This is a genomic window from Albibacterium bauzanense, assembly GCF_004339765.1.
Taxonomy (GTDB): domain Bacteria; phylum Bacteroidota; class Bacteroidia; order Sphingobacteriales; family Sphingobacteriaceae; genus Albibacterium; species Albibacterium bauzanense.
In genome coordinates this window covers 517,576-535,629 of record NZ_SMGO01000002.1, presented here as the reverse complement: position 1 = coordinate 535,629, position 18,054 = coordinate 517,576, and the positions used below count along the sequence as shown (strand labels likewise).

General features: G+C 37.8%; 18 protein-coding genes. 10 read left to right on the top strand and 8 right to left on the bottom strand.

Annotation, left to right across the window (positions count from 1 at the left end):
* The first annotated feature begins 212 nt into the window (after nucleotides 1–212).
* The 5 genes from C8N28_RS08255 to C8N28_RS08240 all read left to right on the top strand — a co-directional run bounded on the left by C8N28_RS08255 (nucleotide 213) and on the right by C8N28_RS08240 (nucleotide 5,504).
* A complete protein-coding gene (locus C8N28_RS08255) occupies nucleotides 213–1,139 on the top strand; it encodes a hypothetical protein (RefSeq protein ID WP_132223654.1) in 927 nt (308 codons plus the stop codon).
* Nucleotides 1,140–1,144: 5 nt separating this feature from the next.
* Nucleotides 1,145–3,133 (top strand): TonB-dependent receptor plug domain-containing protein, encoded by a 1,989-nt coding sequence (locus tag C8N28_RS08250; RefSeq protein WP_132223651.1) that lies wholly within the window; start codon nucleotides 1,145–1,147, stop codon nucleotides 3,131–3,133.
* Between the two features lie 31 nt (nucleotides 3,134–3,164).
* Nucleotides 3,165–3,512, top strand: a complete 348-nt coding sequence (locus tag C8N28_RS13790; protein WP_165870315.1) for a hypothetical protein — start codon at nucleotides 3,165–3,167, stop codon at nucleotides 3,510–3,512.
* A 50-nt stretch (nucleotides 3,513–3,562) separates the two neighbouring features.
* Nucleotides 3,563–4,417 (top strand): MbnP family protein, encoded by an 855-nt coding sequence (locus C8N28_RS08245; protein ID WP_132223648.1) that lies wholly within the window; start codon nucleotides 3,563–3,565, stop codon nucleotides 4,415–4,417.
* Between the two features lie 61 nt (nucleotides 4,418–4,478).
* Nucleotides 4,479–5,504, top strand: coding sequence for a cytochrome-c peroxidase (locus tag C8N28_RS08240; protein WP_132223645.1), 1,026 nt, complete (start codon nucleotides 4,479–4,481; stop codon nucleotides 5,502–5,504).
* A 308-nt stretch (nucleotides 5,505–5,812) separates the two neighbouring features.
* On the opposite strand, the gene C8N28_RS08235 is transcribed toward C8N28_RS08240, so the two are convergent.
* The 5 genes from C8N28_RS08235 to C8N28_RS08215 all read right to left on the bottom strand — a co-directional run bounded on the left by C8N28_RS08235 (nucleotide 5,813) and on the right by C8N28_RS08215 (nucleotide 9,486).
* Nucleotides 5,813–6,385 (bottom strand): flavodoxin, encoded by a 573-nt coding sequence (locus C8N28_RS08235; protein ID WP_246012777.1) that lies wholly within the window; start codon nucleotides 6,383–6,385, stop codon nucleotides 5,813–5,815.
* A 23-nt stretch (nucleotides 6,386–6,408) separates the two neighbouring features.
* Nucleotides 6,409–7,257: an aldo/keto reductase gene (locus C8N28_RS08230; protein ID WP_132223642.1), complete on the bottom strand. Its 849-nt coding sequence runs from the start codon at nucleotides 7,255–7,257 to the stop codon at nucleotides 6,409–6,411.
* 246 nt (nucleotides 7,258–7,503) lie between these two features.
* On the bottom strand, nucleotides 7,504–7,788 hold the full coding sequence (locus tag C8N28_RS08225) for an ATP-dependent Clp protease adaptor ClpS (protein WP_132223639.1): 285 nt from the start codon (nucleotides 7,786–7,788) through the stop codon (nucleotides 7,504–7,506).
* Nucleotides 7,789–7,835: 47 nt separating this feature from the next.
* Nucleotides 7,836–8,720, bottom strand: coding sequence for an SDR family oxidoreductase (locus C8N28_RS08220; protein ID WP_132223636.1), 885 nt, complete (start codon nucleotides 8,718–8,720; stop codon nucleotides 7,836–7,838).
* On the bottom strand, nucleotides 8,710–9,486 hold the full coding sequence (locus C8N28_RS08215) for an enoyl-CoA hydratase/isomerase family protein (RefSeq protein ID WP_132223633.1): 777 nt from the start codon (nucleotides 9,484–9,486) through the stop codon (nucleotides 8,710–8,712). The genes C8N28_RS08220 and C8N28_RS08215 overlap by 11 nt, the downstream gene beginning before the upstream one ends.
* A 164-nt stretch (nucleotides 9,487–9,650) precedes the next feature.
* Here C8N28_RS08215 and purD point away from each other — a divergent pair, with 164 nt between their 5' ends.
* The 5 genes from purD to C8N28_RS08190 are packed head-to-tail and all read left to right on the top strand — an operon-like array spanning nucleotide 9,651 to nucleotide 16,279.
* Nucleotides 9,651–10,940, top strand: a complete 1,290-nt coding sequence (purD, locus tag C8N28_RS08210) for a phosphoribosylamine--glycine ligase (RefSeq protein ID WP_132223630.1) — start codon at nucleotides 9,651–9,653, stop codon at nucleotides 10,938–10,940.
* 6 nt (nucleotides 10,941–10,946) lie between these two features.
* Nucleotides 10,947–13,739 carry a DNA polymerase I gene (gene polA, locus C8N28_RS08205; protein ID WP_132223626.1) on the top strand — a complete coding sequence of 931 codons (2,793 nt, stop codon included), beginning with the start codon at nucleotides 10,947–10,949 and terminating at the stop codon, nucleotides 13,737–13,739.
* Nucleotides 13,740–13,748: 9 nt separating this feature from the next.
* On the top strand, nucleotides 13,749–14,348 hold the full coding sequence (locus tag C8N28_RS08200; protein WP_132223623.1) for a ribonuclease HII: 600 nt from the start codon (nucleotides 13,749–13,751) through the stop codon (nucleotides 14,346–14,348).
* A 50-nt stretch (nucleotides 14,349–14,398) separates the two neighbouring features.
* Nucleotides 14,399–15,478 carry a glycine cleavage system aminomethyltransferase GcvT gene (gene gcvT / locus C8N28_RS08195; RefSeq protein WP_132223620.1) on the top strand — a complete coding sequence of 360 codons (1,080 nt, stop codon included), beginning with the start codon at nucleotides 14,399–14,401 and terminating at the stop codon, nucleotides 15,476–15,478.
* A gap of 9 nt (nucleotides 15,479–15,487) precedes the next feature.
* On the top strand, nucleotides 15,488–16,279 hold the full coding sequence (locus C8N28_RS08190; RefSeq protein ID WP_317127332.1) for a 2-phosphosulfolactate phosphatase: 792 nt from the start codon (nucleotides 15,488–15,490) through the stop codon (nucleotides 16,277–16,279).
* Here the strand turns inward: C8N28_RS08190 and C8N28_RS08185 are convergent.
* Genes C8N28_RS08185 through rsgA form a run of 3 tightly spaced genes read right to left on the bottom strand, consistent with a single transcriptional unit; the run spans nucleotide 16,276 to nucleotide 17,984 of the window.
* Entirely contained in the window at nucleotides 16,276–16,605 is a 330-nt protein-coding gene (locus C8N28_RS08185; RefSeq protein ID WP_132223617.1) for a nucleotide pyrophosphohydrolase, read from the bottom strand. The two genes, C8N28_RS08190 and C8N28_RS08185, sit on opposite strands and share 4 nt — an antisense overlap.
* On the bottom strand, nucleotides 16,605–17,063 hold the full coding sequence (gene dtd, locus C8N28_RS08180) for a D-aminoacyl-tRNA deacylase (RefSeq protein WP_132223614.1): 459 nt from the start codon (nucleotides 17,061–17,063) through the stop codon (nucleotides 16,605–16,607). The genes C8N28_RS08185 and dtd overlap by 1 nt, the downstream gene beginning before the upstream one ends.
* The gene (gene rsgA, locus C8N28_RS08175) at nucleotides 17,064–17,984 is read right to left on the bottom strand and encodes a ribosome small subunit-dependent GTPase A (protein WP_132223611.1); all 921 of its coding nucleotides are present in this window, start codon (nucleotides 17,982–17,984) and stop codon (nucleotides 17,064–17,066) included.
* Between the last annotated feature and the right edge of the window lie 70 nt (nucleotides 17,985–18,054).

Below are 18,054 nucleotides of genomic sequence, written 5' to 3'. Positions count from 1 at the left end.
TTTCTGATAACGATAGAGCTGAAGTGATCTATATTAGGTCGGTACAGTCTCATTTTTAGAGTAGATTTGAAAACAACATTTCAGTATATGAGAGGTGCCTGTAATATTGCATCCTTAAATCCTGAAGCAATGCCGGTCTCTGCCACCTGACGCTATTAATCTGAAAACAGACTGCTGGACTCAAATTATTTCTCACAAAACATTCATCAACAATGAAAAAAATAATACTTTTTCTGGCCGCAGTGTGCTTTGCTGTTGCGTCATGTACAAAAGAAAAAACGGATTACGAAGCAGAGATAGATACTGTAGTTACCGAACATTATGAGTTTAAGGAAGCCGCCTCGATCAATAGTGAAGATTATAAAATCAGTATTGAAGCATTGAACGGAACTTTCTATAAGGGTTACAACGAAATCCATCTGATAATAACAAATACACAGAACAACGAAAAAGTAAATGTATCTGCAGCAACCTTTTTGCCAATTATGACCCATGCTGATGGGAGCAATATTTCCTGTCCCCATCAGTACGATTTACTGTATAAACCTGATGATAACTATTTTTCTGGATATTCAGTATTTACAAGTGAAAGCAATGTAAATGAAGAGTGGGAACTTTACATCAGTTTCACCGTTGCTAATCAAACATATACAGCAAAGCAAAGCATTTCTGTTCAGGATCAACCCAACAAGAACCTGAATATGACAGCATTTACAGGAAAAGACGACGAGCAGTACTTTATAGCTTTAGTTTCTCCGCAAAAGCCGAAAATTGCAGAAAACGAATTGGTTGCCGGAATTTACAAATTCAACAAGTCCACCAATTCTCCATCAGGAACTTTTCCAGACCCATCACAGTTCTCATATACTGAGGTCAGTGGTTATACCTTAATGCTGGATCCACGCATGCCAGAGCCCTCGATGGGGAATCACTCTTCTCTCAATAATAAAAATTTGGTGCAGCAAAGCGACGGCCTTTATCATGGAGTCGTCAATTACACCATGACAGGGAACTGGACATTGAATTTCATTATGCTAAACCAAAATGGCCAAATCCTGAAAGGAACCAAGGTACCGGGAGATTTTACCCCGGGAGTTGAAGGAGTTAAAAGTGAATTATATATCGATATTTTATTCTAAAGTTTATGAAGAAGTTAAGTGTTATTCTTTTAGTTCTTTTTCTTGGAATGAACGCAAATGCACAAGATATTGAAGCATCAAGAGACACCAGCAAACGCCTGGAAGAAGTAAAAATAATTGGGGTTGCCAAAAGAAAAATCGAGACTGATATGAAAATGGCCGTTTCGGTCGATGAGTTTCTGGCCTCTTCAGAAAATATAAGTTTTATTAAACGTGGCGCCTATGCATGGGAACCGTTACTCAATAACATGAGTTCGGAACGTTCTACTCTGACAATAGACGGAATGCATATTTTCGGAGCATGTACCGATAAAATGGATCCGATCACCTCGTATGTAGAAAGCAATAACCTTTCTACCATCGATATAAAATCTGGCCAGGAAGGCAGTCTGCACGGCGCTACAATTGGTGGCAGCATTGACTTGAAAAGGAAAAATACGCCGTTTGGTCTTGAAAAGAAATTTAGCGGTGCTTACCAAACCGGTTTTGAATTCAATAATAAACAGTTCTTCAATCTTGCAAACGCATCCTATGCAGGTGACAAGATTGTGGCAGATGGAAGCATTTCCTTCAGGAAAGCAGACAACTACTTTGATGGAAATCAGGATGAAGTTAATCATTCGCAATACAATAAATTCAATACCTCCCTGGCGCTGGCATACAAGATAAGTCCTTTGTCTTCGGTAAGGGTGGATGCCATTTTTGACCAAGCAAAAGATGTAGGCTACCCAGCGCTTCCCATGGACCTGTGGCTTTCTCGTGCAATTATTACATCGGCTTCCTATAAACAGCTATTTGAAGAAGGCTTAGTGAGAGTTTGGGACACCAAATTATACTTCAACGCAATAGAACACTACATGGATGATACTACGCGTCCCGAAAACCTGGTTCACATGGATATGCCGGGCTGGAGTACTACTTACGGACTGGTTTCTAATATTAATCTTCAAAAAGACCGTTATTCTTCTGAAATTCAACTAAATGCATATGAAAATGTATCTATCGCGGAGATGCGAATGTATCCGCAAGACCGAAACAAGAGAACGATGTTTGCCTATAGCTGGCCGTGGGTTACAACTCGTTTTACAGGACTTTCGATGAATAATTCGTGGGAAATCTCAGACAGGAGTCAATTGAATTTTGGCGGCTCCTTAGGTTTGAATTACAATCATTCCAAATATGTAGAATTCAATTGGATCTTCCACCCTGGAGCACCACAGGAAAAAAACAGGCTCTTGCCTGGTTTGCACGCAAGCTATCAATTGAGTATCGATCAATTTGATTTTTCTGTTGGAACGGGATACGGGCAACGGGCACCTTCTGTATCAGAAGGTTATGGATATTATATCTACAACAGTTTTGACCGTTATGATTACATTGGAAACCCCGATCTAAAAGATGAAATTTCTTACGAAGCCAATGCAAGTGCAGGATTTAAGAACGAAAAATTGAGTATAGAAGGCAAAGTGAACTACTTCCATATTCAAAATTACATCATCGGAAGGGTTTTGAGTCTAGGAAGCCCGATGAATTATCAGTCAGTTGGTGTAAAAGGATATACATCATTAAGCCACGCCAGACTTTTCAATATGTCTCTGAATGCGAATTACGATATTCTGCATCATTTACATTGGAAAGGAACCCTCAATTATGCGCGGGGCACAGACGATAAGGATGGAAATTTACCGTTCATTCGCCCCTTGAATTATCAAACATCTCTTCATTGGATGTATAATAAATTTAGCTTTCAAACTTCGGTGAGTGGCGATTTTACACAAGAAAATTATAGCCCTGAATATGGTGAAGATCAAACTCCATCTTATATGATCTGGAATATTTCAGCAGATTATAATTTCAATTTCAAAAGCTTTAAAACCGTTTTACAGGTAGGGGCGGAGAATGTTACCAACAAATATTATAGCACTTATGCAGACTGGGGGAATATTCCAAGAATGGGACGGAATATTTTCACTTCATTGAAAGTCAATTTCTAATAGGATGAAAAGGGTTCTTAGTTTTCTGTTAATGGCTTTATCCTTACTGATCGGGTTTCAGCAAGCGATCATTGTCATGCACTTTAAGCTAAATCAGGACACCATAGAACAAGAATTTTGTATCAACAAAGATAAGCCGGAGTTGCAATGTCATGGAACCTGTTATTTAAAAAAGCAATTGCAGCAAAAAGAGGATACCGAGTCCGCCTCAATTAATATATATCAAAAGGTTGATATGCTACCTGTTGCAGTCATTGAGCTCGAGACACAATGTCTGATAACAGAATTATCGCCAAAAAGATTCATCTATAAGGAAACCTTATACACGGAACCTTACCGAGACATTTTTGTACCGCCTCCTATTGCCAGATTTATTTAAGTGAATTTAAATGATAAATGAACCAACATAAATGAAATAAAATTTTAAAAATGAAAAATATAAAAAACTATTTATTATTATCAATCTTACCATTGGCATTGATTTCTTGTAGTAAAAACGACAGCACTCCTGTCGCAAACAATATTACCTTGCATTTCAACAACACTTTTAAAACTACAACAATTGTTCTCGGAGATGCCGCATCTTCCACTGCCACAGTAAATACCTCTGCTAATGGACAAGTTCATCACTTTTCAGAATTAAAATATGTGATCAGTAATATTCGTCTTATAAAAGCAGACGGTAATGAAATCCCTTATAACATCAATGATCTGGATAAAGGTGCAACTGTTGTAAATCAATCAAAACCGCAGACGCTTGACTATGTGTTAAGTAATATTCCAGCAGGTGAATACAAACAGATAAAATTTGGATTGGGAGTTAAACAGGAGTTGAATACACTGGACCAAACAAAATTTCCTAAATTTTATGCAGAAGCCGGAGCTAACGATACCGAAATGCATTGGGAGTGGGGAACCGGATACCGCTTTACTAAATTAGAAGGCTTTTATGATACTGATAATAAAGAAATGTCCATTCATACAGGAAGTACTATTGAGGGAGAAGAAGGCGCCTACACGCAAGGCGTGGATGCATATCGGGAAATTATTTTGGATTTTCCTGCTCATCCTATAGTTGGCAGGAATGCTCCTAAGATCACGATCAATGCTGATTTTGACAAACTGTTGAGTGGAAAAACCAATACGATTACATTAGGATCAGGAAATGCTACACCTAGCGTACATACGGCAGCTAATATGGTCCTGTTTGTCGATAACTTGGGAGGAAACGGATCAAACGACACCTCAGGAATGTTTTCTATCAGTAACGTAGAAAACAATTAATTAAAAGAGCCGCCTGAAGTTTAAAAGAATGGCGGCTCTCTTAATATATAGACTCATTGAAATGAAAAAAGCAATTGCAATTTTACCCATCTTCTTGCTGTTGATATCCTGTAGCAAAGAGGATATCATTGAGCCTGCGCCTGAAGAAAATCCCGAAATTTCATTGACTATACCTACTGGTTTTCCATCATTGAACAGTTCAGTAAACGGAAATAAGCCCACAAAGTTCGGTGTAGAGTTAGGAGAAAAACTTTTTCACGAAAAGATGTTCAGCGCAAACAATACAGTTTCCTGCGCCAGTTGTCACCAACAATCGAATGCCTTTTCCGATAAAAATATTCAAGCCATAGGAATCCATGACCGCGTCGGACTTCGGAATACACCACCCATTCAAAATATGGCATTTATGAACTTTTATAATTGGGACGGAAATATTCTTCAATTAGAAAAGCAACCATTGGTTCCCATTATAACGCATGAAGAAATGAACTCTTCCATTTTAGAAGTCATTGATAAGATTAGTACGGTACACGAATATAAGGACCTGTTCAAAAAAGCATTTGGTGATGAAAGCATAACCTCCGAGCGAATTTATCGAAGCATTGCGCAGTATGAATATACACTGATCTCTGCTAATAGCAAATATGATAGAGTAAAACGAAACGAAGGAGAGATATTTACAGAAAGCGAAGCGCGAGGTTATCAGGTATTTAAACAGAAATGTGCAAGTTGTCACAGTACAGAACTGTTTACTGACCAAAGTTTCAGAAATGTTGGTTTTCCTATAAACCCTAGTATAGAAGAGGCCGGCCGTGCCAGAATAACTGGAATTCCTGCAGATTATATGAGCTTTCGAGTTCCTTCTCTAAGGAATGTCGAGTATACTGCACCATATGGAAGTTTCGGTCAGTTTCCTACTTTGAAAGCTGTTTTGGATTATTTCGATAATGGTGTTTTATATGCCGATAATCTCGACCCTTTTTTAAAAGAGAACGGCAATAGGATACCTCTAACCGAACAGGAAAAACAAGATGCTATTTCTTTTATTAAAACTTTAAGTGATCATACGTTTGTCGGAAAGGAATAGTCAATAACTGAGCAAACAACTATTTCAAAAACTCTGCTATAAAGCTGCTTAATCCATCATTTTTATGAAAAAACATAGCTGATATTTAACTTGTAAATACATTGCTTTACATTCACGGATTGTTACCGAGTGGTCCCTCCGTTGAGTCTGCGTTTTTTTGGCCGTTTTAACGCAGATACAACGAAGGCAAAATTTATAACTGTGATTAAGTGTAAAAGGATGTAATAGAAAGCCCTATTTCATTAAGCCAATCTTCTGCAACCACTTCTTCACTTCAACCTGTGCTTGCTTTTCTTTTTCACCTTCCATTACAAAAAGAACCCGTCCCTTTCTATACCTCCTTTGATTGAGGATCCTTCTAAAATTTTACTATCAGGACATAGCTGTTTAACAGTCTCAAAACTGCTTCCAATACCATAGCCTGCATTGGTATTAAATGGAATTACAGTTTTCCCACTCAGATTATATTGATTTAAAAAGCTTTTCATTGGTGGTGGCAATCGCATTCCCCAAGTTGGGAAGCCAATAAATATTACCTCGTATTTTTCAATGCTGTCGATTTTCGTTTTGAGGGGAGGTAAAAACCCTGTCGCATTTTCATCGGCTACCTGATCGACAATTTCTCTGTAATTTTCAGGATATGGGTTTTCTAGTTCCAACTCTACCAAGGTTCCGCCTACATTTTCATGAATGATTTCAGCAATTGCTTTGGTGTTTTTGGTGCGCGATAAATAAACTATTAAGATATTTTCATCTGTCAACGATTCTTTATCTACTAATGATTCCTTCTTTTCAGCTGATGAATTTTGTGCATTTGCACATCCAGAGAGTATACAAATAGCCAAGTTTATTATCAAAAAGAAGCTTGCAACATATTTCATAACCTACTGGTTGTATAATTCCTTTAACTTATTTTTCTCTCACCTAGCCATTTCACCATAGCTGGATCTCTATGATCAAAAAAGGCACTGACTTTTTCATCTAAAGCTTTAATCTTCTCCATATCTTCTTGGCTAAGTTCAAAATCAAAAATGTTGAAGTTCTCAGCTATTCGTTCTTTATGTACTGATTTAGGAATTACCACAATATTTCTTTGAATAAACCAACGAAGTATTACCTGTGCCACGGTTTTATTGTACTTGTTGCCGATAGCAGTTAATAGTTCATTCTGAAAAATGTTGTTCTTCCCTTCTGCAAAGGGTCCCCAAGATTCGGTTTGAACTTTGTTTTCTTGCAAAAATTGTTGCGCTTCATTTTGCTGATGAAACGGATGTATTTCAATCTGATTTACAGCTGGTGTAATTTCATTGTGAACTATTAAATCAATTAGCCGGTCGGGATGAAAATTGCTGACACCTATGGCTCTGATTCTTCCTTCTTTATATAATTCTTGCATAGCCCGCCATTCTCCATATATATCGCCAAAGGGTTGATGGATCAGGTATAAATCAAGATAATCTAATTGGAGCCTTCGCATCGAATCTTCAAAAGCCTTTTTTGTGCCCTCATAGCCATGAGACTGGATCCAAAGCTTTGTTGTAATAAATAAATCTTCTCTTTCTACACCGCTATTTTTGATAGCTCTCCCAACAGCCTCCTCATTTGCATAAGATGCTGCGGTATCAATTAAACGATAACCCGTATGTATTGCATCCACTACACTTCTTTCGCATTCATCTAAATCCTTTACTTGAAAAACACCAAAGCCAAGGATAGGCATTTCAATTCCATTATTTAATTTAATCTTTTGCATAATCATGCACTTTAATCTGTAAATCGTTTAACAAAAACCTCTGTATGTTGTTTCTCCCTACAATACAAAGGTGCCTATAATTTACGATGTGAATAGTATACAGATTACTGATTTTACTACCAATATTACTAGGGAGTTTTAGAACATAAATAACTGTAGTGTTCAAATATCTACAGCATTTATAAGGTTATTTTTAAAAAACAGGTTTATCTTCAGGTGAACACTACAGGTTTATTGATTAAATGATTACTCATTCGTAACAGACAGTCCTTCGTGTTTTAGTATTTTACGGTACACTTCTATCTCAGTCCATGTGCCTTCAAGTACCGTGCATTTGCCTTTTGTGTGTACAATCCAGGCAATCTTTTCTGCCTGACTATCGGTATAATCCAGGTATTTAATCAGGCAATGAATTACATGTTCAAAAGTATTGGTATCATCATTCCATAAAATCAGACGATGATTTCTATTTACCACCGTCAATATCTCATCCAGGGTATAGGTTTTTTCCTCGACTTGAGTATCCGCCATTTGCTTACAATTTTTGTTAAAAGAGGTTTATAAATTCAGGTTGTTTGTTATTTCTTTGTTTTTCTAATTTGTTCTTCCAGCGAATCCCACATTTCGTCAGGAATTTCTTTAAGATCGTTGAACTGTCCGGCGCCCTGCAGCCATTCGCCGCCATCAATGGTAATTATTTCACCATTAATATATCCTGAGAAATCAGATATTAAAAAGGCTGCTAAATTTGCCAGTTCCTGATGATCGCCTACACGATTAAGGGGAACTCGTTTTTTGAAGTCGAATTTCTCAGCCAGATCACCAGGTAGCAATCGTTCCCATGCTCCTTTTGTCGGAAAAGGCCCTGGAGCTATCGCATTGTGTCTTATTCCATACTTTCCCCATTCTACAGCAAGTGACTTTGTTAAGGAAATGACACCTCCTTTTGCTGCTGCAGATGGAACCACATATCCTGATCCTGTAAAAGCGTAGGTTGTTACAATGTTTAAAACGCTGGCAGCTTGTTTTTCCGCAATCCAATGTTTACCAAATGCCAAGGTACAATTAACCGTTCCTTTTAAGACGATATCGATGATGGAAGAAAAAGCGTTTGCTGATAGGCGCTCAGTGGGAGAAATGAAATTACCCGCTGCATTATTTACTAGTCCGTTAACTTTTCCAAAGCGGGCTATACTTTCCTTTAAAATATTTTCAACCTCTTCGTAGTTTCGAACATCACAGGCTACGGCTAATACATTTCCACCTGTTTCGGCTTCCAATTCTTTGGCCGTTTCTTGCAATACATCAAGTTTGCGGCTTGTGATCACTAAGTTTGCGCCTAGCTTTAAGAAATAGGTTCCCATCGCTCTTCCTAAACCGGTTCCTCCACCAGTTATTACAATGGTTTTTCCTTTCAACGAATCGTCCCGAAGCGCGCCTTGGCTATGATTGTTATTTTCCATTTTCCTTATTACCAGTTAGGTTTGTGATAATGGTTTTTAGAATAGAGCGGGTAGATGGAGACCACCACTGCTTTAAAATGTTATTTAATACCTCATCGGATGTATTTCCCATCTGGCCTATTAAATCTTTACGCATGTTCAATTTACTTTGCTGCCAGGTATTTGCATCTTGTTGTAAATAGACTAACAATTGCTTTTCTGCTCTGCTTCTTAATTTATCCGGACTAACAAGTTCATCGATCAAACCGATCTCTAAAGCTTGTTGAGGACTTAGAAGTTTTCCTTCCAGAAGGTTCCGGTAGGCTCTTGCCTGTCCGATCCAAAAGCTATATAAGTGGAAAATACTATCAGGAACAATGATTCCAACCGGCACCTCATTTAATCCAATAATAAAATCGCCTTCGTTCATTATACGGTAATCGCAACAAAGAGCTAAAACACATCCTCCGGCCGGACTATGACCACTAATGGCAGCAACGCTTGGTTTTTTAAAGCCAACAAAGGTTTTTACAAAATCTAGAAACTGTATCCAAAATTCTTTGATCTCTTGTTCGTTATAATCAAAAAGCTCAATCAGATCCAATCCGGAACTGAAGAAACGTTCTTTGCCATGTAAAATAATTCCGGCTATGGAATCATCATTCTCGATGCCTTTTAGGAGGACATTTAACTCCTGGAGCATTTTTAAATTAATGGCGTTCGATTTTCCCCGATCTAAGCCTATTAGGGCCATACGTTCGTTTATCGTTACTTTTAAAGTTTCCATTCTTGGGGTATTTTGAAAGAAATGTAAAGATACGATTTATTGGAGGAGCAGTAAATAATGATTATTAAGAAATTGCCTTAATAAACAGGTTAATGTTATAAAAAAAATATCTTTGTAAATATTTGACTTTTTAAATTACATATTGGCGAAGAATAAATAAAAATATGAATATTTTAATAGTAGGTTCGGGAGGAAGAGAATGTGCTTTTGCTTGGAAGATCTCACAAAGCAAACAAATTGACAAGTTATATATTGCACCAGGAAATGCCGGTACAGGTATTTATGGCACCAATGTTCCTTTAAAGATTACTGATTTTGAGGGCATTGCTAATTTTTCTACTGAAAATGCAATTGATATCGTTCTTGTGGGTCCGGAAGAACCTTTAGTAAAAGGCATTCATGATTATTTCTTAAACCGCCCGGATTTAGCCAAAATTGCAGTGGTTGGCCCTCAACAAGCCGGCGCTCAATTAGAAGGAAGTAAAGATTTCTCGAAGAGATTTATGAATAAGCACGGAATTCCTACAGCTTCTTCAGAAACATTTACAAAAGAAACTTTACAGGAAGGATTGGCTTATCTGGATAGCCATAGCTTGCCGATTGTTTTAAAAGCAGATGGATTAGCTGCCGGAAAAGGAGTGCTAATCTGCCAAAGCCGTGAAGAAGCGAAAACAGAATTAAAAGCCATGCTTATGGACGCTAAATTCGGAGAAGCAGGAGATATGGTGGTTGTAGAGCAATTCCTGAATGGAATTGAACTTTCGGTTTTTGTACTTACAGATGGTGTTTCTTATAAAATATTGCCTTCGGCAAAAGACTATAAACGAATTGGTGAAGGAGATAAAGGTTTAAATACAGGAGGTATGGGATCAATTTCTCCCGTTCCTTTTGCCAGCGATGAATTCCTTAAAAAGGTAGAAGATCGAATTATTATCCCTACCATAGAGGGTTTAAAGAAAGAAGAGATCCCGTATAAAGGATTTATCTTTTTGGGTTTAATGATCGTAAATGATGATCCTTACCTGATTGAATATAATGTTAGAATGGGCGATCCGGAAACAGAAAGCGTTCTGCCAAGGATAGAAAGTGATCTTGTTGATCTGCTTTCGGGAGTAGCCAATCAAAATTTACACGAGAAAACATTAACTTTATCCAATAAGACGGCCGCTACTATTGTATTGGTTTCAGGAGGGTATCCTGAAAAATATGAAAATGGAAAGGTTATTACCGGATTGGAGAATGTCCATGAATCGATTGTTTTTCATGCTGGAACCACGCTAAAAGACGGTACCGTACAAACTAATGGAGGACGTGTACTTGCCGTTACTGCATTAGAAAACAGCCTTTTTGAAGCTTTACAACAGGCTACGGCTGATTCTGGAAGAATTTTCTATAACGGACGTTATTTCAGAACAGATATTGGCTTCGATTTAATGAAATATATAAAAAATTAGAACCTGGTGAAAAAACTCTTTCTATTAGATGGAATGGCGCTGATTTATCGCGCGCACTTTGCATTAAGTAAAACTCCCCGTTTTACGGCAGCTGGTATTAATACCTCTGCTATTATGGGTTTTACAAATACACTTTTGGAGGTATTGAAGAAAGAGAACCCTTCACATATTGCAGTGGTTTTTGACACGGCAGTACCTACCACAAGACATATTGAATTTGAGGCTTATAAAGCCCATCGGGAAGCTATGCCTGAAGATCTTTCGGCCGCAATTCCTTATATATATCAGCTTATTAAAGGATTTAATATCCCGGTTATCACTTACGATGGCTTTGAAGCAGATGATATTATCGGGACTCTTGCAAAAAAAGCAGAGGCAGAAGGTTTCATGGTATACTGCATGACTCCGGATAAGGATTTTGCACAGTTAGTTTCAGAAAATATATTGCTTTACAGACCTGCCCGAATGGGTAATGGTGCTGAAGTTCATGGTGTAAAAGAGGTATTGGAGAAATGGGAAATTGAAAGGGTTGAACAAGTAATTGATATTCTTGGTTTATGGGGAGATGCGGTTGATAATATTCCAGGTATCCCCGGAATTGGAGAGAAAACTGCCAAGAAGCTTATCCAGGAATACGGAAGTGTAGAAGAGATTATTAAGCACAGCCATGAGCTGAAGGGGAAACAGCGTGAGAACATTGAGAATTTTGCCGAACAGGGAATAATCTCTAAAAAACTAGCGACTATTTTACTGGATGTTCCTATTGATTTTGATGAAGCATCGCTGAGACTTGAGGAGCCGGATAAAGAATTGCTTGAACCTTTATTTGCTGAATTAGAGTTTAGAACCTTAGGGAAACGAGTTTTTGGAGAAGGATTCAATGTTAATGAGTCTAAACTGCAGGAAGGTACTCAAATTGATTTATTTAGCCAGCCACAATCAGCAGGCAATTTAAATAAGGCTGAATACGTAGCTCCGCAAGCTGGTAAAAATATAGATAATACAGAGCACGATTATAGGATTGCTCAAACGGCGGAGGAAATCAATGAACTGGTTCATTTCCTGAGCCAGCAAAAGGCCATTTGTTTTGATACTGAAACGACAGGTATTGATGCTAATTGCTGTGATTTGGTAGGTCTTTCTTTTTCCGTTGAAGTTGGAAAGGCCTGGTATGTTCCTTTATCGGAAAATCGTGAGGAATGCCTGAGCGTATTAAATCTCTTTAAGCCTATTTATGAGAATGAAGAGATCGAAAAGATTGGTCAAAACCTGAAATATGATATTCTGATTTTAAGCTGGTATGATATTGAAGTTAAAGGAAAGCTCTTTGATACCATGTTGGCCCACTACCTTATAGATGCCGATTCCAGACATAATATGGATGTTTTAGCTGAAAATTATTTAGGCTATTCAACCATTCCAATCAGTAAACTTATTGGTGCTAAAGGCAAGAAGCAAGGAAATATGCGCGATGTGCCTATAGAAGATGCTGCTCCTTATGCTTCGGAAGATGCTGATATAACCTTGCAATTAAAAGAGGTTTTTATGCCTGTGCTGGAGGAAATAGGTGCCCTTTCGTTAGCAAACGAAGTAGAATTTCCACTCATCTATGTATTGGCTGCAATGGAGCGCGAGGGGGTATGTTTGGATATAAGTGTTTTAAAAGAAATCTCAAGGGTTATTACGATAGAGATCTTTGAACATGAGGGTCAAATCCATGAAAAGGCTGGTGTTAAATTCAATATAGCATCTCCTAAACAGCTTGGAGAGGTGTTATTTGATAAATTACAACTTGACCCGAAGGCTAAAAAAACGAAAACAGGTCAGTATCAAACAGGAGAAGATGTTTTACTTGCATTGGCTTCTAAAAGTGATATTGTTCAGGATATATTAAATTTCAGACAATTACAGAAACTGAAATCAACTTATTTAGATGCTCTTCCTGAGCTTTTAAACATTAAATCGGCACGTATTCATACTTCCTTTAATCAGGCAGTTGCTTCTACCGGAAGGCTGAGTTCAACCAACCCTAATCTTCAAAATATTCCAATTAAAACAGAAAGGGGTCGGGAAGTAAGAAAAGCTTTTGTTGCCAGAGACGACAATCATGTTATTATGGCTGCCGATTATTCGCAGATTGAATTACGTATCGTTGCTGAAATAAGTGGCGATAAAGCCATGCGAGAGGCTTTTATAGAAGGAGTAGATATTCATACTGCAACTGCAGCTAAGGTTTACGGTGTTTCTTTGGATGAAGTTACTTCTGCTATGCGGAGAAATGCAAAGGCTGTTAACTTTGGTATTATTTACGGTCAGTCTGCTTTTGGATTGTCTCAGAATTTAGGGATACCAAGACGTGAGGCTGCGGATATGATTGAACAATACTTTATCCAATATCCGGGTATTAAAGCCTACATGAATGATACCATCAATTTTGCAAGAGAGCATGGCTATGTAGAGACCTTATTAAAAAGAAGAAGATATTTACGGGACATTAACTCTCAAAACGCAACTGTTCGTGGTTTTGCAGAACGAAATGGAATTAATGCACCTATACAAGGATCTGCTGCTGATATGATTAAGGTTGCAATGATTGGAATTCATAATGATATAAAAGAACAAGGCTTAAAAGGCCGGATGACTATGCAGGTTCATGATGAGCTTGTTTTTGATGTTCCAAAAGATGAAATAGAGATCTTTAAACAGATCGTTGAATCTCGGATGAAGAATGCAATAAAAATGGAAGTTCCTATCGTAGTAGAAATAGGAATAGGGAAGAATTGGTTAGAAGCTCATTAAAAAAACAAAATGTTATATTCAGCATTTCAGAATAAACACATTGAAGCCGGTTGTGATGAAGCCGGAAGAGGTTGTTTAGCAGGACCTGTTTTTGCTGCGGCAGTGATCTTTCCTCCTGATTTTAAATATGTGGGAATAGACGATTCAAAGAAATTAACCAGCTCGCAACGTTATGCTTTACGGGAGCTTATTCAAAAAGAAGCCATCGCATATGCGGTTGGACAAGTGGATGCTGAAGAGATTGATGAGATTAACATTTTGAATGCTTCTTTTCTTGCTATGCACCGTGCACTGGATTTAATGGCCGTATCGCCGGGTTTCCTTATTATTGATGGCAATCGCTTTAAACCCTATCGGTCCTTACCTCACGAATGTATTGTTCAGGGAGATGGTAAATATTTATCGATAGCTGCGGCTTCTATCTTAGCAAAAACATACAGAGATGATTATATGGCTAATCTGGCCATTCAATATCCTCAATACGATTGGCAAAATAATAAAGGCTACGCTACCTTGAAACATCGGATGGCAGTGACAGAACATGGCTTGAGTCCTTATCATCGTAAAACTTTTCGCACCAATGCTTTGCAGCTTGAAATATTTAGTTAATTGAGAGCTTTTATGTAGTTTTGCGAGAATTTTATAATTAATAATCAATAATGAAGAATACCGCTTTAACCGACGTACATATTTCTTTGGGTGCCAAAATGGTTCCCTTTGCCGGTTTTAATATGCCCGTTCAATATGCCGGGATAAACAGCGAGCATGAGGTTGTCCGTAATTCGGTAGGAGTTTTTGATGTGAGCCATATGGGCGAATTCATCTTAAAAGGAGAGAGAGCATTGGATCTGATTCAACGAGTTAGCGCCAATGATGCTTCTAAACTATTTGATGGAAAGATTCAATATACTTACCTGCCGAATGAAACAGGTGGAATTGTAGATGATATTCTTGTATACCGCATTGACGAAAAGACGTATTTATTGGTTGTTAATGCTTCTAATATTGAAAAGGACTGGGAGTGGATATCAAAATTCAATACTGAAGGTGTTGAAATGATTGATATTTCAGATAAAACGTCTTTGTTAGCAGTACAAGGGCCGAAATCTATTGATGTTCTTCAAAAATTGACTGACATTGATTTATCTGCATTGGATTATTATAGCTTTAAGAAAGGCGTTTTTGCAGGGATAAAGAATGTATTAATATCTGCCACGGGTTATACCGGTGCAGGAGGTTTTGAAATCTATTTTGAGAATGCCAATGCCAATGCTATTTGGGATGCTATTTTTGAAGCAGGTAAAGAGTATGGAATTACTCCTATTGGTTTGGGTGCACGCGATACCTTGCGTTTAGAAATGGGTTTCTGTTTATATGGTAATGATATTGATGAAACAACTTCTCCATTAGAAGCTGGTTTGGGATGGGTAACGAAATTCACAAAGAGCTTTACTAATTCAGAAAATTTAAAGAAGGAAAAGGAAGCAGGAATTGCTAATAAACTGGTTGGCTTTGAGTTGCTTGAACGTGGAATTGCCCGGCATGATTATGAGATACAAGATGCTTCAGGAGCAAATATTGGTCGGGTTACTTCCGGAACACAATCACCTACACTTCAAAAACCAATTGGTTTAGGCTATGTCAAAAAAGAGTTCAGTAAAGAAGGGACTGAAATATTTGTAAATATTCGAAATAAAGCAGTGAAGGCTGTTGTGGTAAAACCTCCGTTTGTAAAATAAAGATACATATTGATTAAAGAACTTAAATCCAGAACAGTAAGCGTATGCTTATCACCGGCCATGCTGCCTCTACATACATTAGAAGGCAAGATTGCGGTTATAATAGATATTTTCAGAGCCACTTCTTCCATATGTTATGGTATCCATAATAAAGCTGAAGCCATTATACCGGTATCAACGATTGAGGAATGTCTATCGCATAAGGACGAAGATTATTTATTGGCAGCAGAACGCGATGGCCGTGTTGTTGAAGGGTTCGATTTTGGAAATTCTCCATTTTCATATACTACTGAAAAAGTTCAGGGAAAGACAATCGTATTAACGACAACGAATGGAACAAGGTCTATCCGTCTTTCGATGAATGCCAAAGAAGTAGTACTGGGTTCTTTCTTGAATTTAACTGCTTTATGTAACTGGCTTGCTAAACAAAGTGAATCAGTCGTATTGGTTTGTGCCGGCTGGAAGGATAATTTTTGTCTGGAAGATGCTTTATTTGCAGGTGCTGTAGTTGAAAAGCTTCAGCATGATTTTGAAATACATGACGATGGCGCTATTGCATCGTTAGACTTATATCACTGTGCTAAAGGCAACTTAAATGGCTATCTGAAAAAGTCATCTCATCGTGAGCGTTTGAAAAAACTGCATATTGGGAAAGATGTAGAATTTTGCCTGCAGGTTGATCTGATTGATACAATTCCGGTTTTAAGAGATGGAAAGTTAATCAAGCTGAATGAGGTGAAAAGCTCCTTAAATGGCAGTCAGGTAGATTTAAGTATAGATCTGAAATCAAAATCTATTTAAGGTTTAAGCTTGGGGTTGTTTTTGTGACGATCGCTATCCCGGATAGTCTTTTTCTCCAGATTTTTAATCAATGATTCGGTAAGATTGATTCCGGTTTGATTGGCCAGGCAAATAAGCACAAATAATACATCGGCCATTTCATCTCCCAGGTCGACATTTTCTTCTGATCCTTTGAAAGATTGATCGCCGTATTTTCTAGACATAATACGTGCTACTTCACCAACTTCTTCCATTAATATGGCTGTATTGGTCAATTCACTGAAGTATCTTATCCCTTTTGTATGGATCCAATCGTCAATAATCGCTTGTGCTTCTTGAATAGTCATTAGAAATTGTCTTTATCTTTTGTGTTCATAATAATGGTAACGGGCCCATCGTTTAATAGCTCAATCTTCATATCCCCTCCGAAAACTCCGGTAGCAATTTTCTTTCCTAACCCGCTCTCCAGTTCTTGAATCATTTTCTCATAAAGGGGGATCGCTGTATCAGGTTTAGCCGCACGGATAAATGAAGGTCGATTTCCTTTTTTAGTGGCCGCAAATAGGGTAAACTGTGAGATCAGGAGAATATTTCCGTTAATGTCTTGCAGGGATTTATTCATAAGATCGTTCTCATCTCCAAATATCCTTAGCTGAATAACTTTCTTTGCCAACCATTTTAGTTCCTCAATTGTGTCATCTGCTTCAATTCCTAAAAGGATTAATAAGCCCTGATTGATTTCGCCGGTGATCTTCTCATTAACCCTGCATTTTGCATAGGTAACTCGTTGAATGACTGCTCTCATTTAATTTCGGGTTTCGTTGCCATGGTATATACTCAAATAACTCTGATACCTTGATGGTTCAATATCGCCATTATTAAGGGCTTCAATAATTGAGCAGCCTGGTTCATTAATGTGCTTGCAGTTATGATAACGGCATTGATTTAATCGGTCACGGAATTCAGGGAAAAAGTGAGAGAGTTCATTCTTCTCAATATCAACGACACCTAATTCTTGGATGCCGGGCGTATCGATTAAATATCCACCCATAGGCAGGGGAATCATTTCTGCGAATGTGGTAGTATGCTTTCCTTTCTCTGACCATGATGAGATATTTCCAGTCCTTAAACCGGCATCAGGGATTAATCTATTAATTAATGTAGATTTTCCAACGCCCGAATGCCCTGTAATAAGTGTTTTCTTATTGGTTAACTCTGCTTTTAACTGATCAATGTGCGTGCCTTCTAAAGCAGAAACCCGAAAACAAGGATAGCCTAATTTGGTGTATATAGATTCGAATTGATCAAGGATTTCTAAACCTTCATCGCTGAATAGATCGAGTTTATTGAAGATTATTTTAGCAGGAACATCATAAGCTTCAGCAGTAACTAAAAAACGATCGATAAAGCCTAAGGAAGTCATCGGACTAGCTAAAGTTACTACAAGAAAGGCTTGATCGAGGTTGGTAGCTATGATCTGAACCGATTTGGAAAGGTTAACAGACCGCCGGATAATATAGTTTTTCCGTGGGTATAGTTTGGTGATAACAGCAGTAGATTGTTCGGGCTCAACCAGGATTTCTACATTGTCTCCAACCGCCAGGGGGTTGGTAGATTTTATATCTTTTATTCTAAATTTCCCTTGAATTCTGGATTCATAGGTGTTGCCATTCTCCGCTAAAACTTGATACCAGCTTCCTGTCGATTTTATTACCAATCCCTTCATGTAAATTTCATTTCTCTTATTAGCTAGCGTAAAAATCAAATCTAAGCATAAAGTGAATGTTTTGGAAAGT

Bases quoted from the DNA above. Each gene is read 5' to 3' on its own strand.
- purD (WP_132223630.1), top strand. From the start codon at position 9,651: ATGAATATTTTAATAGTAGGTTCGGGAGGAAGAGAATGTGCTTTTGCT.
- C8N28_RS08235 (WP_246012777.1), bottom strand. From the start codon at position 6,385: ATGAAATATGTTGCAAGCTTCTTTTTGATAATAAACTTGGCTATTTGT.
- C8N28_RS08250 (WP_132223651.1), top strand. From the start codon at position 1,145: ATGAAGAAGTTAAGTGTTATTCTTTTAGTTCTTTTTCTTGGAATGAAC.
- C8N28_RS08230 (WP_132223642.1), bottom strand. From the start codon at position 7,257: ATGCAAAAGATTAAATTAAATAATGGAATTGAAATGCCTATCCTTGGC.
- C8N28_RS08240 (WP_132223645.1), top strand. From the start codon at position 4,479: ATGAAAAAAGCAATTGCAATTTTACCCATCTTCTTGCTGTTGATATCC.
- C8N28_RS08225 (WP_132223639.1), bottom strand. From the start codon at position 7,788: ATGGCGGATACTCAAGTCGAGGAAAAAACCTATACCCTGGATGAGATA.
- C8N28_RS08200 (WP_132223623.1), top strand. From the start codon at position 13,749: ATGTTATATTCAGCATTTCAGAATAAACACATTGAAGCCGGTTGTGAT.
- C8N28_RS08220 (WP_132223636.1), bottom strand. From the start codon at position 8,720: ATGGAAAATAACAATCATAGCCAAGGCGCGCTTCGGGACGATTCGTTG.
- gcvT (WP_132223620.1), top strand. From the start codon at position 14,399: ATGAAGAATACCGCTTTAACCGACGTACATATTTCTTTGGGTGCCAAA.
- rsgA (WP_132223611.1), bottom strand. From the start codon at position 17,984: ATGAAGGGATTGGTAATAAAATCGACAGGAAGCTGGTATCAAGTTTTA.
- C8N28_RS08215 (WP_132223633.1), bottom strand. From the start codon at position 9,486: ATGGAAACTTTAAAAGTAACGATAAACGAACGTATGGCCCTAATAGGC.
- C8N28_RS08255 (WP_132223654.1), top strand. From the start codon at position 213: ATGAAAAAAATAATACTTTTTCTGGCCGCAGTGTGCTTTGCTGTTGCG.
- C8N28_RS08245 (WP_132223648.1), top strand. From the start codon at position 3,563: ATGAAAAATATAAAAAACTATTTATTATTATCAATCTTACCATTGGCA.
- dtd (WP_132223614.1), bottom strand. From the start codon at position 17,063: ATGAGAGCAGTCATTCAACGAGTTACCTATGCAAAATGCAGGGTTAAT.
- C8N28_RS13790 (WP_165870315.1), top strand. From the start codon at position 3,165: ATGGCTTTATCCTTACTGATCGGGTTTCAGCAAGCGATCATTGTCATG.
- C8N28_RS08185 (WP_132223617.1), bottom strand. From the start codon at position 16,605: ATGACTATTCAAGAAGCACAAGCGATTATTGACGATTGGATCCATACA.